The following is a 15082-nucleotide window of genomic DNA, read 5'->3' as shown; positions in this document are numbered from 1 at the left end:
TGCCCTGTGCGAGCGGGGCGTGAGGATTTTATCATGGACAAGCAAGTTATCGAGTACGCCGGCCAGCCGGTGGGGATCGCCGTCCCGGAAAACGGCAAGTTGAAGTTCGTCGCGGTGAAGTACGCGGTCATGGATCTGGACAATCGGTTCTATCCGTCGGTGGTCGAGGTGAAGCGCGCCATTCATTTGCATGTCGGCGGCAACACGATGCATGCCGCCTGAGAAATATGCGCCGGCTGATCAGGTTGTGTAAAATGTAAGCTCATTTGAAATCCGCCGGTCCAGCCGGCGGATTTTTGCGTATAAGCGGGGGGTCGCTAGCCGTTCACCGCCTGCCTTGAAGGCAGTGTGGAGTTTTCTAAACGCCAATAGGGAGGTTGGGCCGTGGTCAAGAAAAAAGCTGCGAATGCATCGGACAGTCTGAACAACAGTGAAGGCACCGAATTTCTCCTCACATTTGCCGGAACCCAAGGGGTGAGGGCATCGAGCGGCAATGACACGATTGCCGGCGGCGACGGCGGTGACACGATCCACGGCGGTGGTGGCAACGACGTCCTCTATGGTCACAGCAAGGCTGACCTTAACCAGAGAACCGGCTACATCAGGACCGAGACAATTGCCAATATCGGTGACGGTGCCGTGCAGGTCACGTCAGCCCCAGGAGATGCCGGCTCACTCTATGGGCTGGCGAAGGACACGGGCATCATCTGGCGCATTGATGAGGCGACCGGCCACAAGAGCCGGTTCCTCAACATTCCCGACTCAGATTTCAGTGCAGGCGGGGAACGGGGCGTTCTGGGTGTTGCCTTTGCCCCCAACTATGCCAGCAACGGCCGCTTCTTCGTCTACATGACCGCTCCCAATGGCGATATCGAGGTGAAGGAGTATCACCGTTCTTCCGGCAACCATGCCAAGGCGGACCCGGATCCGGTCAAGACCATCCTGACGATTCCGCATTCGCAACACGGCAATCACAACGGCGGCGCAATGGCGTTTGGCCCCGACGGCTATCTCTATATCGGCGTGGGAGATGGCGGCGGCCAAGGGGATCAGGATGGAAACGCCCAAAATCTCAACGTGCTTCTCGGCAAGATTCTCCGAATCGATGTTCGTGGCGACGACTTCCCCCAAAGCTCCACCAAAAACTACGCCATCCCCGGCGATAACCCCTATGTCGGCGCGCAAGGAAACGACGCGATCTGGGCCTCCGGCGTTCGTAACCCCTGGCGCTTTTCATTTGATTCGAAGACCGGTGATTTCTACATCGGCGACGTCGGCCAGGATGCCTGGGAAGAGGTGGACTACGTCAAGGCTGGCACCCAGGGTGGGCTGAATTTCGGCTGGAACTATCGCGAAGGCCGCCATCACTATACCGGGAGCCCGCCTGCCGGGACGCATTTTACCAATCCGGTGTTCGAGTATCCTCATGACGATCCGAACGGCGCTTCCATAACGGGTGGAGCAGTCTATCGCGGCCCCGGAAAGGGACTGCAGGGCGCCTATGTCTTCTCAGATTTCATCGACAACACGTTCTACACATTGCATGTCGTCGGCGGAAAGGCTGTCGATGCGACCGAGCGATCGAGCCAGTTGCGCGGCGATGCGCTGACCAACATCTCAGCCTACGGGACAGATGAGGCGGGCAGGCTATACGCACTCAGTCTCGATGGCCGGATAATATTGATCACACCCGGCGCCGCAGCCGGAGACGGTAATGATTCGCTGCATGGCGGGGCGGGTACCGACAGGATTTATGGTGGCGTCGGCAATGATCGTCTCTTCGGCGACGAAGGCAGCGACAAGCTTTGGGGCGGCATCGGCAATGATCGCCTGACCGGCGGCACCCAGTCCGACACCTTCATTTTCAAGAACGATTTTGGTCGCGATGTCATCAAGGATTTCAACGCGACAGGCACCGGTCACGATGTCATCGACCTCGCTGATGTCAGTGCAATTTCAGGGTTTTCTGATCTCAAGGCGCACCACATGTCTACGCATGGCGACGATGTCTGGATCGAGGCGGGCAGCAACCGCATTGTCCTTGAAAACGTCGACGAAGCGGACCTCAAAGCCCAAGATTTTGATTTTGCATGAAAACCACACTCCTGGGAAATTCGTTAACGCCGGCAGATTTGTTACCGATTTCTTATTGAATTCTTGAAACGCTACATATCTAAGTGAAGCACCGGGACGGCATAGGGTGAGTATGCCGCAGATTCGTATCGCGTTACTGGCCGGTGTGAAATGGGGCTTCATAGCACACGGATCATGCTGTGATGTTCATGATGTTTTATAATCCCGGGAGATGGGTGGCCCAGGATTGCGGAGTCGTTTCTCACATGAAAAAATATTTGCTGCTCATTGCCTTCGGGAGCCTCCTGACCGCCTGCAACGGCGAGAAGTACGTGGCCGGCCCGCAGATTTCTCTGACTCCAGCTTACAAGCAAGGCGTCACGCGTCGCGGCGAGACGATTGACCCGACCACGCAATGGTGGGCAAATTACGGCGATCCGACCCTCAACCGCCTGGTCGAAGAATCGCTTGCGCAAAATCTGTCGATCGAAGCGGCCCGCGAGCGGGTTCTGGCTGCACGGTATCAGTCGCAGATAGCCAACAACACTTATTTGCCGCAGGTCGACGCTTCGGGCGCAGCGGCGTTGTCGGGGGTTCACAACCACGGAGTCCTAACGACGGTCTTAGATCGTAAAGGTAACCCGGTTATAGATCCTGCAACAGGTAAGGCGAAGACGCACAGGATTAACACAACCACCAATACCTCGAGCCTAAATGCCGGCCTCAGCGGTTCCTGGCTGGTTGACTTCCTCGGTGCAAGGAGCACTGCCGAAGCACAACAGGCCAACATCGAACAGCAGAAGGAAGCGCTCAACGATGCGCGACTCGCTGTCATCGCCGCAATCACCAGGACCTATCTGAATATCCAGGGTCTCGGCCGCGAGATTGCCATCGCCCAGAAATCGCTGGCCGTTCAGAACGACACGGCGCGGATCACCACAGCCAAGCTCGATGCGGGTACCGCCAGTGCGCTGGATTCGACCCGGGCCAAGGGTGCCGCAGCTTTGACGGCTTCCGACATTCCGGTGCTGCAGCAGGCACGCGACACGGCGATCAACAATCTTGCTGTGCTGCTCGCCAAGCAGCCTGCCGAACTTGGCGGAGCCTTCACCAAACAACGTGGCATCAAACTTCCGCGCGTAAAATTCTCCGAGGGCATTCCGGCCGATCTGCTGCGCAACCGGCCCGACGTTCGTCAGGCGGAATGGGCGCTGAAACAGGCGGTTGCAGAGATCGGTATCGCCGAAGCAGATCTCTATCCGACCCTTGTGCTTTCGGGTAACCTGAACATTGGGACAGTAAAAAACAACAATATCTTGAGCACCCAGACCTGGGGTTTCGGACCGTCGATTAACATCCCGATCTTTAATCGCGGCGCCCTCAAGGCAAATGTCGACCTTTCGAAATCGGCTGCCCGTATCCAGTATCTGAACTATCGCCAGACCGTTCTGGATGCCGTGACGGATGTTGAGAACGCCATGATCGCTCTGAAGGCAGAGCAGCGCCGCTCTGCGCAGCTCGCCATTGCAGTGGATCAGTATGGCCAGGCCGAGGGTCTTGCGAGGCAGCTCAACGATGCCGGGACGACTGAATTCTCCGACGTGCTCGACGCCCAGTCTTCGCTCTATTCGGCGCAGCTTCAGTATGCGTCAAGCGCGCTGCTGGCCGCTGGAAATTACGCCACGTTCTGTGAGGCCCTTGGCGGCGGCTGGGCCGGCGACGAGCCGGTCATGCAAGAAAAGACAAATTGATCTCGGTCGCGCAAGCGATCTCGGTCATGCAGTGACCCCATTCACGCCGGCAGGTTGAACGGCGTGATGATCGATAAAACAGATAAGGCCGGGCCCGCGACAAGCGGCCCGGCCTTTTCTCGTAGTTTCAGGAATGTGCGGAAGACGGATACTGCATCGTCGTTGAGATCGTGGTGCAGCACATAACTCAGCTTCTCCTGCCGCAGAAGCTCGCGATTGTCCTGATCGAGATCGTGCGCGACAAAGCATGAGATCTCGCGGCCGGTATCAGCAAATGCCTCGACCACGGCGCGATTTCCCCCACCGATCGAATAGATAGCTGCGATTTGCGAGTCACGTGCCAGCGCGTCGCGCACCTGCTGGCCCGTGGCGCTGTCCTTCCCATAGCCTTCGCTGATCTCGATGATATCAAGCGCTGGCCAGCGTGCGCGCAGCAATCGCCGAAAGGCGATTTCCCGCTCCTCTTCGCCACGGAACCGGCTGGAGGAAAGGGTCACCAGAACGGTGCCCCGCGCCATTTTCGAGCCGATCAGATAGGCGGCGGTTTCGCCTGCGGCGCGATTGTCGGAGCCGGCATAGCCGACGCGCCGTGAATTGGGCAGGTCGGTCACCAATGTGATCACCGGAATGCCTGCATCATGCAGGAGGTTGACGGCCTCGTTGACGACAGGCGTATCGGCCGCCTTCAGCACCACGCCGTGGCTGCCGCGGTGCCTCACCTGGGTGAGCAGTTGCACCATGTTCTGTTCTTTGATCTGTTCGCTGAAATGAAAGCGGGAGCGGATCACCGTCGGCAGGAATGCCGCCGCCTCGCTCTCGAATGCGGCGCGGACCGCGTTCGAAAAGCGATCCGGCGTTTCCATGATGATGTCAAAGACGTAGGTGCGGCCGGACAGCGCCGCCGTGTTCTCTTGCTGGCGAAGCTCGCCGATCGCAGCCTCGACCCGCTGCACCGTTTGCCGCCGCACGCCGCCACGACCGTTTATAACGCGATCGACCGTGGCTGGGCTCAGGCCCGCCTGGAAGGCGATATCCTTGATCAGATATTCATGCGCCATAGAGCCGGCCCGTCGTTCATTCTGATGGATTTTTGATGGGTTTTCGATCTGTTCCTATCATCAGCGGCTCCTATACTCCAGCCCACAATGACAAACCACGGGAGGTTTCAATGAAGACTGACAATCCAGCGGCCGCACGATCCAATCGTGTCTGGTACACCGAGGCCGATTGCGATCTCGATGACTTTTCCAATCTCGTCTCGCAGAAAACCTCACTCGCGGACTATCCGCATGCAACTGCGGTTGAAAAGAACGTCGTCATCTATGACAGCGCCAAAGTCGTCGCGGCGACAAAAACAGCAGAGGGTCGCAAAGCCCTGCTGGCCGAAATCTGTGATGCGTTTTCGTCCGGTCCGGGCGTCGCCGTGTTCAAGGGTGCCTATCGCGATCTCGCGGTGATCGACCGGGCCACCGAGGTGTTCGCCGGTATCATCGAAGAACAGCACCGCGAAAACACCGGCGGCGGCGACCATTTCGCCAAGCCGGGCGCCAATGACCGGATCTGGAATTCGCTGGAAAAGCATTGCCTCGTCGATCCCGAGAATTTCGCGCGTTACTACGCTAATGAGATCGTCGCGCTTGTTTCAGAGGCCTGGCTCGGCCCGCATTACCAGATGACCGCGCAGGTCAACCGCGTCAATCCGGGCGGTGCCGCGCAGAAATCACACCGCGATTATCACCTGGGCTTCCAGTCCGTCGCCGAGATCGAACGCTTTCCCTCCCATGTCCATCATCTGTCGCCTGTGCTGACCTTGCAGGGTGCGGTTGCCCATTGCGACATGCCGCTTGAAAGCGGCCCGACCCTGTTTCTGCCATTCAGCCAGCAATATGCCCTGGGCTATCTCGTTTCCGGCCGGCAGGAATTCCAGGACTTCTTCAACGAGCACCATATCCAGCTACCGTTGGAAAAGGGCGACGTGGTGTTTTTTAACCCGGCGCTGATCCACGGCGCCGGCACCAACCGCTCCAGGGACATCTTGCGCACCGCCAACCTGCTGCAAGTATCCTCGGCTTTTGGTCGTGCAATGGAAACCGTCAATCGCGAGCGGATGAGCGCCAAGCTTTATCCGGTGCTCAAGGCCATGCTCGCCGACCGGCGGATCGACCAGCATTCCGCAGACAATGCGATTGCCTCGACCGCCGAGGGTTATTCCTTCCCGACCAATCTCGACCGCGACCCGCCGATGGGCGGCCTGGCCCCCAAGACCCAGGCCGCCCTGTTCAAGGAGGCACTGGCGGCAGGCTGGAGCGGCGAGGAATTCGATATGGCGCTGTCGGTCCAGGCGCAGAAGAAACTGACCTGATTTTTCAAAATCACAGCCACTGACCCCGGTTCTCTCCGCTTTGGTGGCGAGAGGGCCGGGGTGAGCGCATTCAATTTGATTCAATGGAGGAGAACGTATGTCTGAAAATGTATCCAGCCTGAAGGGCAAGATCGCCGTCGTCACGGGTGGAACGCAAGGGCTGGGCGCCACGGTTGCCCGGCTTTTTGCCGAGCGCGGCGCCGAGGGGATCGTCATCTGCGGCCGCAACCGCGACAAGGGTGAGGCCAAGGCCCAGGAAATCAGCGCTGCCACCGGCGCCAAGGTCGTCTACCAGCAGGCCGATCTCGAAAAGGTCGACAATTGCCGCGCCGTCGTTGCCCGCGCCGACCAGGAATTCGGCCGCGTCGATGCCTTGGTCAATGCCGCAGCACTCACCGATCGCGGCACCATTCTGGACACATCACCGGAACTCTTCGACCGCATGTTCGCCGCCAATGTGCGGGCGCCGTTTTTCCTGATGCAGGAGGCGGTCAAGCTCATGCGCCGCCAGCATATCGAGGGTACGATCGTCAATATCGGCTCTATGTCGGGAATGGCCGGCCAACCGTTCATCGCGGCTTACTGTGCGTCAAAAGGCGCGCTTGAGACACTGACCAAGAACACCGCCTATGCGCTGCTCCGCAACCGCATCCGCGTCAATGGCCTCAATATCGGCTGGATGTCCTCCGAAGGCGAGGACCGTATCCAGCGCGAATATCATGGTGCGTCCGCAGACTGGCTTGAAAAGGCAGCCGCCGCCCAACCCTTTGGTCGGCTGGTCGATCCGGCAGAGGTTGCGCGCGCCTGCGCTTACCTTTCGTCTTCGGAATCGGGCCTGATGACCGGTTCGGTCATCTGCTTCGACCAGTCGATCTGGGGCGCCTATGACAGTTCTCCGCATCCGGTAGCGGCGATGTAACCGCTGAACTTCTCATATTCAGCGAGCTAAGCTTGTCGGGGGTTCGAATTCAGCGCCGAGGTGCTTGAATTCGGACCCCTAAACATGCGAAAGGGCGGCGTCGAATTCCGACAGGCCAGGATGTTCCCAAAGGCCTGAAGTTCCGAAGGAGTGCCCATGTCTCCCCGACCGCTCGACCACCTCGTCATGCCGGTTGCCGACATCAAGACGGCGCGAGCCCGCATGACGGCGCTCGGTTTCACGGTTGCCGCCGATGCGCGCCATCCGTTCGGCACAGAAAATGCCTGCGTTTTCTTCAAGGACAAGAGCTATCTCGAGCCGCTTGGCGTTGCCAGTATCGAGGAGTCACGGTTGACGGCAAAGGCCGGAAACCAGTTCACCGCCCGCAACAATGCCTTCCGCTTTCGCGTCGGCCCCGAAGGCCTGTCGGCAATCGTAATGGGTTCCTTTGACGCGGACGGTGACGATAGGACATTTCGCGAGGAGGGCATCTCGGGTGGTTATGTGCTGCAATTCTCCCGCCAGATGAAGTTGCCGGACGGGTCGGAAATCACAGCATCCTTCAAGCTCGCCTTCGCAGCGGACCTCCGTTCGCCGGATTTTCATGGCATTACCTGTCAACGTATCAATGTGCCGCCGGCCGATCGTTCCGCGCTTGAAAAGCACGCCAACGGCGTTGTCGGCATCAAGTCGGTGATCCTCACCGAAGCTTATCCCAGGGATTTCGAAGACTTCCTCAAGACGGTCATCGGCCAGCAGGCGATCTCCTGGAGCAATGACGGCATGACGATCGGTTCGGCCAACGCCGATATCGAAGTGCTGAATGTCGATGGCGCACGTGATTTCTTCGGCCTCGAGATTGCACAGGAGCGGGGCCTGAGGGGTTCCGCCATCGTCTTCAAGGTTGATGACATCACCGTCCTTGAAAACCATCTCGGTGCCAGCGGCATCGCCTTCACCAATCACAACCGGATGACCTTGGTTGGCCACGCGGCCGGCCAGGGCGTTCTTTTCGCATTCTCGGAGTAACAGACGATGAGCAAGAACAATGCAGCGGTTATCGCCGGCGATGGCGCCCGCAAGGTCACTTTTTCAAACACCGCGCGGTTTTCGCTGATCGCCGGTCCTTGCCAGATGGAAAGCCGTGACCACGCTTTCATGATTGCCGGCGAACTGGTCGAGATGTGCGACAAGCTCGGCATCGGCCTAGTCTACAAGTCCTCCTTCGACAAGGCCAACCGTACTTCGCTTTCAGCGCAGCGCGGCATCGGGCTTGAGAAGGCAATGGAAGTGTTTGCCGACCTCAAGAAGGAATATGGTTTTCCGGTCCTCACCGACATCCATACCGAAGAGCAATGCGCGCTCGTGTCACCGACCGTTGACGTGCTGCAGATCCCGGCGTTCCTGTCACGCCAGACCGACCTGCTGGTTGCCGCGGCCAAGACGGGCCGCGTGATCAACGTCAAGAAAGGCCAGTTCCTGGCGCCCTGGGACATGAAGAACGTGCTCGCCAAGCTCAATGACACCGGCAACGCCAATGTGATGCTGTGCGAGCGCGGCGCCTCCTTCGGCTATAACACGCTGGTCTCCGACATGCGTTCGCTGCCGATCATGGCGGCTATGGGTGCACCGGTGATTTTCGATGCCACGCATTCGGTGCAACAGCCGGGCGGGCAGGGCGGCTCCTCGGGTGGCGACCGCACCATGGTGCCGGTGCTGGCGCGTGCGGCCATCGCGGTCGGCGTCGCCGGCGTCTTCATGGAAACCCACCAGGATCCGGACAACGCGCCGTCCGACGGCCCGAACATGGTCTACCTCAAGGACATGCCGGCGCTGCTCGAAAAGCTGCTGGCTTTCGATACGCTCGCCAAGGCTTGAGACCAGCGCTTCGACCGCCATTGAAATTTTACACAGACGGGATATGGGAGTGTGCAATGCACACAGAAACCCGTCAAATCAGCAAGGGATAGGAACATGACCGCAATCGTCGACATCTTGGGCAGGGAAATTCTCGACAGCCGTGGCAATCCGACCGTCGAGGTCGATGTCCTCCTGGAAGACGGCAGCCTCGGCCGCGCCGCCGTTCCGTCAGGTGCCTCGACCGGCGCGCATGAAGCCGTCGAACTGCGCGATGGCGGCAAGCGCTACCTTGGTAAGGGTGTCGAAAAGGCGGTCGATGCTGTTAACACGGAAATCTTCGAAGCGATCGCCGGCATGGACGCCGAAGACCAGCTCGACATCGATGCGGCCATGATCGAACTCGACGGCACCGAAAACAAGGGTCGCCTCGGAGCCAACGCCATCCTCGGCGTCTCGCTCGCCATTGCCAAGGCCGCTGCAATCGCCTCTGGCCTGCCGCTCTACCGCTATGTCGGCGGCGTCAATTCCCGCACGCTGCCGGTGCCGATGATGAACATCATCAATGGTGGCGCCCATGCCGACAATCCGATCGACTTCCAGGAATTCATGATCATGCCGGTCGGCGCCGAAACGCTCCGCGACGCCGTGCGCATGGGCTCGGAAATTTTCCATACGCTGAAGAAAGAACTGTCTTCCAAGGGCCACAACACCAATGTCGGCGATGAAGGCGGCTTTGCTCCCAACCTCGAGAGCGCCCCTGCCGCGCTCGATTTCGTCATGAAGTCGATCGAGAAGGCTGGCTACAAGCCGGGCGAAGACGTGTTCCTGGCTATGGACTGCGCTGCCACCGAATTCTTCAAGGACGGCAAGTACAACATGGAAGGCGAGGGCAAGATCCGCGAACCCGGCGAAATGGCCCAGTACCTCGCCGATCTCGTCAACAAGTATCCGATCATCTCCGTTGAAGATGGCATGGCCGAAGACGATTGGGACGGCTGGAAGATGCTGACCGACCTCATCGGCTCCAAGTGCCAGATCGTCGGCGACGACCTGTTCGTCACCAACACGACCCGCCTGCGCGAAGGCATCAAGAAGAAGATCGCTAACTCGATCCTCGTCAAGGTCAACCAGATCGGTTCGCTGTCCGAGACCCTCGATGCAGTCGAGACCGCCCACAAGGCCGGCTACACCGCCGTCATGTCGCACCGTTCGGGCGAAACCGAGGATTCGACCATTGCTGATCTCGCGGTTGCCACCAACTGCGGCCAGATCAAGACCGGCTCGCTGGCCCGTTCGGATCGCACCGCCAAGTACAACCAGCTGATCCGCATCGAGCAGGAACTCGGCTCGGCCGCTTTCTATGCCGGCCGCTCGATCCTCAAGGGCTGATCGATACCAAATTTTGAAACTGAAATGGCCGGCTTTGCCGGCCATTTTTGTATCGACTCACAGGAGAATTTTAGCGGACTCGAACAGAGTCAACGGTCGGTTAAGCATTTTGATTCATTTTGATTTTAACGTATTGCGTAAGACCAAGGCATATCATGTGGACCAAACAGCATAAGAAGCGTCACTGGGGGCGGTTGGTAACGCCCCTTCTATCAGCGGCATTCTTCACCTATTTCGGCTATCATTCGATCCATGGCGACCTCGGCCTCAACGCGACCAAGGCGTTCGAACAGCGTCGTGTTGAGCGCGAAGCGGAGCTTTCGGCCCTCGTCAAGGTCCGCAAGGAATATGAACGCAAGGTTCAGCTGATGAGCGTCGGATCGCTCGAAAAAGACATGCTGGACGAGAAGGCGCGTTACTATTTGAACGTTTCGCGCAGCGACGAGATCGTGATTTTCAACTGATTGCGGGCAATCCATTGCGCAGCGCAGCATTATCTTGCGTCGCAATATAGTCATATTAACCGGAATTTAGTTAATAACTAAAATATCGTTATAAATCAACGCCATGCACAGAATGTAAGCTATGCAATAATGGCATTGCTGTGGCGACGATAATCCCCTATTCTCCCCCGGAATTCTAGAAGCCGAAAGGGAGGATTGGATGGCAACGCGCAAGACCGCGGCACTTCCGACTCGCAAAGCAGCGAGCACCAAATCACCGAAGAGCGAATCCAAGGGCGGCGCCATCGCCGAATTCGATCGGGATGCCGAGCTGAAGGCCTATCGCGAAATGCTGCTGATCCGGCGCTTCGAGGAAAAGGCGGGCCAGCTCTACGGCATGGGCTTCATCGGTGGTTTCTGTCACCTCTATATCGGCCAGGAAGCTGTCGTCGTCGGCATGCAGATGTCGTTGATTGAAGGCGACCAAATGATTACCGGTTACCGTGACCACGGCCACATGCTGGCCATGGGCCTCAGCGCGCGTGGCGTCATGGCCGAACTGACCGGCCGTCGTGGCGGCCTTTCCAGGGGGAAGGGCGGTTCGATGCACATGTTCTCCAAGGAAAAGCATTTCTACGGCGGCCACGGCATCGTCGGCGGCCAGGTGTCGCTCGGCACCGGCCTTGGCTTTGCCAACGCCTATCGCAGCAACGGCAATATCTCCTGCGCCTTCTTCGGCGACGGCGCTGCCAACCAGGGCCAGGTCTACGAGAGCTTCAATATGGCCGCCCTCTGGAAGCTGCCGGTGGTCTATGTGGTTGAAAACAACCGCTATGCCATGGGCACCTCGGTCAATCGCGCTTCGGCCCAGACCGATTTCTCCCAGCGCGGCGCATCGTTCAATATTCCCGGTATCCAGGTCGACGGCATGGATGTCCGCGCCGTCAAGGCTGCGACCGACGAAGCGGCCGAACACGCCCGCTCCGGCAAGGGGCCGATCATCATGGAAATGCTGACCTATCGCTATCGCGGTCACTCCATGTCGGACCCGGCAAAGTACCGCTCCAAGGACGAAGTGCAGAAGATGCGTTCCGAGCACGACCCGATCGAACAGGTGCGACTGCGCCTTCTCGAAAACAAGTGGGCCTCCGAGGACGATCTCAAGGCGATCGACAAGGATGTCCGTGACATCGTCGCCGACGCTGCCGATTTCGCCCAGGCGGACAAGGAGCCGGATCCCTCCGAACTCTACACCGATATCCTGATCGAGGCATAAACATGATCCGAGATGATCTCGATGATGTTGTATTTGATGCTGTGACTGCCTCTGGTGGGTCAGCAACGCTGAACGAGGTCGCTCGCTGGATTTGGGCCAATCACGAAGTTGATTTGCGTGCGAGTGGCGACCTCTTCTACTCGTGGCAATACGATATGCGGTGGTCTGCTCAGCGCCTACGTGACAGTGGAAAATTCAAAGATACGAAAACCGCGACCAAAGGTCGTTGGGAGGTAAAATAATGCCGATAGAGATTCTCATGCCAGCGCTTTCGCCGACCATGGAAGAGGGAACCCTCTCCAAGTGGGTGAAGAACGAAGGCGACACCGTGAAATCCGGTGACGTGATTGCCGAAATCGAAACCGACAAGGCGACGATGGAAGTCGAAGCCGTCGATGAAGGCGTTCTCGGCAAGCAACTGGTTGCCGCCGGCACCGAGGGCGTCAAGGTCAACGCGCCGATCGCCTTGCTGCTGCAGGATGGTGAAAGCGCCTCTGATGCCAAGGCGCCCACGCCGAAGGCTGAAGCGGCTCCGGCTGCCGCGCCTGCGGAAGCGCCGGCACCTGTCGCTGCTGCCGCGCCCGTTCCTGCGGCTCCCGTCGCCAAGGCACTCGCCGATCCGTCTATCCCGGCCGGCACCGAAATGGTTTCGACCACCGTCCGCGAAGCCCTGCGCGATGCGATGGCCGAGGAAATGCGTGCCAATCCCGACGTTTTCGTCATGGGCGAGGAAGTCGCGGAATATCAGGGCGCCTACAAGGTCACCCAGGGCCTGCTGCAGGAATTCGGCGCCAAGCGCGTCGTTGACACCCCGATCACCGAGCACGGCTTTGCCGGCATGGCGGTCGGTGCGGCAATGACCGGACTTCGCCCGATCGTCGAATTCATGACCTTCAACTTCGCCATGCAGGCAATCGACCAGATCATCAATTCCGCCGCCAAGACGCTCTACATGTCCGGCGGCCAGATGGGTGCGCCGATGGTGTTCCGTGGCCCGAATGGCGCTGCTGCTCGCGTGGGCGCCCAGCATTCGCAATGTTACGCTGCCTGGTACAGCCATATTCCGGGCCTCAAGGTCGTGATGCCTTACACGGCAGCCGACGCCAAGGGCCTGCTCAAGGCGGCGATCCGCGATCCGAACCCGGTGATCTTCCTCGAAAACGAAATCCTCTACGGCCAGTCCTTCGACGTGCCGAAGATGGATGATTTCGTCCTGCCGATCGGCAAAGCCCGTATCCACAAGGCAGGCAAGGACGTCACCATGGTGTCGTTCGGTATCGGCATGACTTACGCGCTGAAGGCAATCGCAGAACTCGAAAAGCTCGGCATCGACGTCGAACTGATCGACCTGCGTACCATCCGCCCGATGGACCTGCCCACTGTCATCGAGTCCGTCAAGAAGACCGGCCGCCTGGTCGTGGTCGAGGAAGGCTATCCGCAGAACTCTGTGGGTGACTTCATCGCCAACCGCGTCAACCGCGAAGCCTTCGATTATCTCGACGCGCCGATCCTGACGATCGCCGGTAAGGATGTGCCGATGCCTTATGCGGCCAATCTCGAAAAGCTGGCTCTGCCAAATGTCGGCGAAGTCATCGATGCCGTCAAAGCCGTCTGCTACAAGTAAGAGGGAGGCAAGGTCATGCCCATCAACATCACCATGCCTGCGCTCTCGCCAACCATGGAAGAGGGCAACCTCGCAAAATGGCTGGTCAAGGAAGGCGATACGGTCAAGTCAGGCGATGTGATCGCCGAGATCGAAACCGACAAGGCGACGATGGAAGTCGAAGCCGTTGACGAAGGCGTTGTCGCCAAGCTGGTCGTTCCGGCCGGGACTGAAGGCGTCAAGGTCAATGCCGTGATCGCCATCCTCGCCGTCGAAGGCGAAGATGTGAAGGCCGCAGCTGCTGGCGGCGGTGCAGCCCCAGCCGCGGCGCCCAAAGCTGAAGCCGCGCCTGCCGCAACGCCTGCTCCAGCTGTCGCCGTCGCTCCTGCACCGGCCGCTACTCCGGCGCCTGCCGCAGCGTCCGCACCTGCTGCCGGATCCTCGTCCAGTGGTTCGCGCCCGTTCTCGTCGCCGCTCGCACGTCGTCTGGCCAAGGACGCCGGCCTCGACATATCTGCGATTGCTGGCTCCGGGCCGCATGGCCGCGTGGTGAAATCAGATGTCGAAAAGGCCGTGACCTCCGGCACTGGCAAGGCAGCTCCGGCTGCGGCCCCTGCCGTCGGGGCCGCTCCAGCTGCCGCTGCGCCGCTCGCTAAGGGCATGCCGGAAGATGCCGTGCTCAAGTTGTTTGAAGCTGGTTCCTACGAACTCGTGCCGCATGACGGCATGCGCAAGATCATTGCCAAGCGCCTCACCGAATCCAAGCAGACGATCCCGCATTTCTACGTGTCGGTCGACTGCGAGCTCGATGCGCTTCTGGCACTGCGGGCACAGCTCAACGACGCCGCGCCGCGCAAGGACGATCGTCCGGCCTACAAGCTCTCGGTCAACGACATGGTGATCAAGGCCATGGCGCTCGCGCTTCGCGACGTGCCGGACGCCAATGTCTCCTGGACCGACACCAACATGGTCAAGCACAAGCACAGCGATGTCGGCGTCGCCGTCTCGATCCCTGGTGGCCTGATCACTCCCATCGTGCGTCATGCCGAGCTGAAGAGCCTGTCCGCCATCTCCAACGAGATGAAGGATCTCGGCAAGCGCGCCAAGGAACGCAAGCTGAAGCCCGAAGAGTTCCAGGGTGGCACCACATCGGTGTCCAACATGGGCATGATGGGCGTTTCGAACTTCGCCGCGGTCATCAACCCTCCGCATGCAACCATCCTCGCGATCGGTGCAGGCCAGGAGCGGGTGATCGTTAAGAACAAGCAGATGGTCATTGCCCAGGTGATGACGGTCACGCTTTCGACCGATCACCGCGCCGTCGATGGCGCGCTGGGTGCCGAGCTGCTCGGTGCCTTCAAGCGCTACATCGAAAATCCGATGGGCATGCTGGTCTGATAGGCGGG

Annotated in this window: 14 protein-coding genes; 13 read left to right on the top strand and 1 reads right to left on the bottom strand. The window is 59.3% G+C overall.

Features of this window, described 5'->3' with window-relative positions; translation table 11 throughout:
- The first annotated feature begins 33 nt into the window (after positions 1 to 33).
- The 3 genes from ACXHRN_RS12980 to ACXHRN_RS12970 all read left to right on the top strand — a co-directional run bounded on the left by ACXHRN_RS12980 (position 34) and on the right by ACXHRN_RS12970 (position 3824).
- The gene (locus ACXHRN_RS12980; protein ID WP_488641717.1) at positions 34 to 222 is read left to right on the top strand and encodes a hypothetical protein; all 189 of its coding nucleotides are present in this window, start codon (positions 34 to 36) and stop codon (positions 220 to 222) included.
- Between the two features lie 162 nt (positions 223 to 384).
- Positions 385 to 2094 (top strand): PQQ-dependent sugar dehydrogenase, encoded by a 1710-nt coding sequence (locus ACXHRN_RS12975; RefSeq protein ID WP_488641716.1) that lies wholly within the window; start codon positions 385 to 387, stop codon positions 2092 to 2094.
- A gap of 245 nt (positions 2095 to 2339) precedes the next feature.
- Complete coding sequence (locus ACXHRN_RS12970; protein WP_488641715.1) at positions 2340 to 3824, top strand: efflux transporter outer membrane subunit; 1485 nt, start codon at positions 2340 to 2342, stop codon at positions 3822 to 3824.
- A 41-nt stretch (positions 3825 to 3865) separates the two neighbouring features.
- On the opposite strand, the gene ACXHRN_RS12965 is transcribed toward ACXHRN_RS12970, so the two are convergent.
- Positions 3866 to 4882: a LacI family DNA-binding transcriptional regulator gene (locus ACXHRN_RS12965; RefSeq protein WP_488641714.1), complete on the bottom strand. Its 1017-nt coding sequence runs from the start codon at positions 4880 to 4882 to the stop codon at positions 3866 to 3868.
- 110 nt (positions 4883 to 4992) lie between these two features.
- Between ACXHRN_RS12965 and ACXHRN_RS12960 the strand changes: the two genes are divergently transcribed.
- From ACXHRN_RS12960 to ACXHRN_RS12915, 10 genes are all read left to right on the top strand, one after another.
- Entirely contained in the window at positions 4993 to 6186 is a 1194-nt protein-coding gene (locus ACXHRN_RS12960) for a phytanoyl-CoA dioxygenase family protein (protein ID WP_488641713.1), read from the top strand.
- A 97-nt stretch (positions 6187 to 6283) separates the two neighbouring features.
- A complete protein-coding gene (locus ACXHRN_RS12955; RefSeq protein ID WP_488641712.1) occupies positions 6284 to 7105 on the top strand; it encodes an SDR family oxidoreductase in 822 nt (273 codons plus the stop codon).
- Positions 7106 to 7261: 156 nt separating this feature from the next.
- On the top strand, positions 7262 to 8134 hold the full coding sequence (locus ACXHRN_RS12950) for a VOC family protein (RefSeq protein ID WP_488641711.1): 873 nt from the start codon (positions 7262 to 7264) through the stop codon (positions 8132 to 8134).
- A 6-nt stretch (positions 8135 to 8140) separates the two neighbouring features.
- Positions 8141 to 8983: a 3-deoxy-8-phosphooctulonate synthase gene (gene kdsA, locus ACXHRN_RS12945; RefSeq protein ID WP_488641710.1), complete on the top strand. Its 843-nt coding sequence runs from the start codon at positions 8141 to 8143 to the stop codon at positions 8981 to 8983.
- A 96-nt stretch (positions 8984 to 9079) separates the two neighbouring features.
- A complete protein-coding gene (gene eno / locus ACXHRN_RS12940) occupies positions 9080 to 10354 on the top strand; it encodes a phosphopyruvate hydratase (RefSeq protein ID WP_488641709.1) in 1275 nt (424 codons plus the stop codon).
- Positions 10355 to 10509: 155 nt separating this feature from the next.
- Positions 10510 to 10818, top strand: a complete 309-nt coding sequence (locus tag ACXHRN_RS12935; RefSeq protein ID WP_488641708.1) for an FtsB family cell division protein — start codon at positions 10510 to 10512, stop codon at positions 10816 to 10818.
- A 199-nt stretch (positions 10819 to 11017) separates the two neighbouring features.
- Complete coding sequence (pdhA, locus tag ACXHRN_RS12930) at positions 11018 to 12073, top strand: pyruvate dehydrogenase (acetyl-transferring) E1 component subunit alpha (protein ID WP_488641707.1); 1056 nt, start codon at positions 11018 to 11020, stop codon at positions 12071 to 12073.
- Positions 12074 to 12075: 2 nt separating this feature from the next.
- Positions 12076 to 12315, top strand: a complete 240-nt coding sequence (locus ACXHRN_RS12925) for a hypothetical protein (protein WP_488641706.1) — start codon at positions 12076 to 12078, stop codon at positions 12313 to 12315.
- Positions 12315 to 13697, top strand: a complete 1383-nt coding sequence (locus tag ACXHRN_RS12920; protein ID WP_488641705.1) for a pyruvate dehydrogenase complex E1 component subunit beta — start codon at positions 12315 to 12317, stop codon at positions 13695 to 13697. The genes ACXHRN_RS12925 and ACXHRN_RS12920 overlap by 1 nt, the downstream gene beginning before the upstream one ends.
- Positions 13698 to 13712: 15 nt before the next feature.
- A complete protein-coding gene (locus ACXHRN_RS12915; RefSeq protein ID WP_488641704.1) occupies positions 13713 to 15074 on the top strand; it encodes a pyruvate dehydrogenase complex dihydrolipoamide acetyltransferase in 1362 nt (453 codons plus the stop codon).
- Positions 15075 to 15082: the final 8 nt, after the last annotated feature.

The sequence above is a fragment of the Shinella sp. OV683 genome, from assembly GCF_057787725.1.
Note: the sequence above shows the minus strand (reverse complement) of the source record. Positions and strands in the feature narration are given on the sequence as shown.

What these genes read in the sequence shown, in the direction of transcription:
- ACXHRN_RS12935 (WP_488641708.1), top strand. Translation starts at nt 10,510, where the DNA reads ATGTGGACCAAACAGCATAAGAAGCGTCACTGGGGGCGGTTGGTAACG.
- ACXHRN_RS12955 (WP_488641712.1), top strand. Translation starts at nt 6,284, where the DNA reads ATGTCTGAAAATGTATCCAGCCTGAAGGGCAAGATCGCCGTCGTCACG.
- ACXHRN_RS12925 (WP_488641706.1), top strand. Translation starts at nt 12,076, where the DNA reads ATGATCCGAGATGATCTCGATGATGTTGTATTTGATGCTGTGACTGCC.
- kdsA (WP_488641710.1), top strand. Translation starts at nt 8,141, where the DNA reads ATGAGCAAGAACAATGCAGCGGTTATCGCCGGCGATGGCGCCCGCAAG.
- ACXHRN_RS12920 (WP_488641705.1), top strand. Translation starts at nt 12,315, where the DNA reads ATGCCGATAGAGATTCTCATGCCAGCGCTTTCGCCGACCATGGAAGAG.
- pdhA (WP_488641707.1), top strand. Translation starts at nt 11,018, where the DNA reads ATGGCAACGCGCAAGACCGCGGCACTTCCGACTCGCAAAGCAGCGAGC.
- ACXHRN_RS12950 (WP_488641711.1), top strand. Translation starts at nt 7,262, where the DNA reads ATGTCTCCCCGACCGCTCGACCACCTCGTCATGCCGGTTGCCGACATC.
- eno (WP_488641709.1), top strand. Translation starts at nt 9,080, where the DNA reads ATGACCGCAATCGTCGACATCTTGGGCAGGGAAATTCTCGACAGCCGT.
- ACXHRN_RS12915 (WP_488641704.1), top strand. Translation starts at nt 13,713, where the DNA reads ATGCCCATCAACATCACCATGCCTGCGCTCTCGCCAACCATGGAAGAG.
- ACXHRN_RS12980 (WP_488641717.1), top strand. Translation starts at nt 34, where the DNA reads ATGGACAAGCAAGTTATCGAGTACGCCGGCCAGCCGGTGGGGATCGCC.
- ACXHRN_RS12970 (WP_488641715.1), top strand. Translation starts at nt 2,340, where the DNA reads ATGAAAAAATATTTGCTGCTCATTGCCTTCGGGAGCCTCCTGACCGCC.
- ACXHRN_RS12965 (WP_488641714.1), bottom strand. Translation starts at nt 4,882, where the DNA reads ATGGCGCATGAATATCTGATCAAGGATATCGCCTTCCAGGCGGGCCTG.
- ACXHRN_RS12960 (WP_488641713.1), top strand. Translation starts at nt 4,993, where the DNA reads ATGAAGACTGACAATCCAGCGGCCGCACGATCCAATCGTGTCTGGTAC.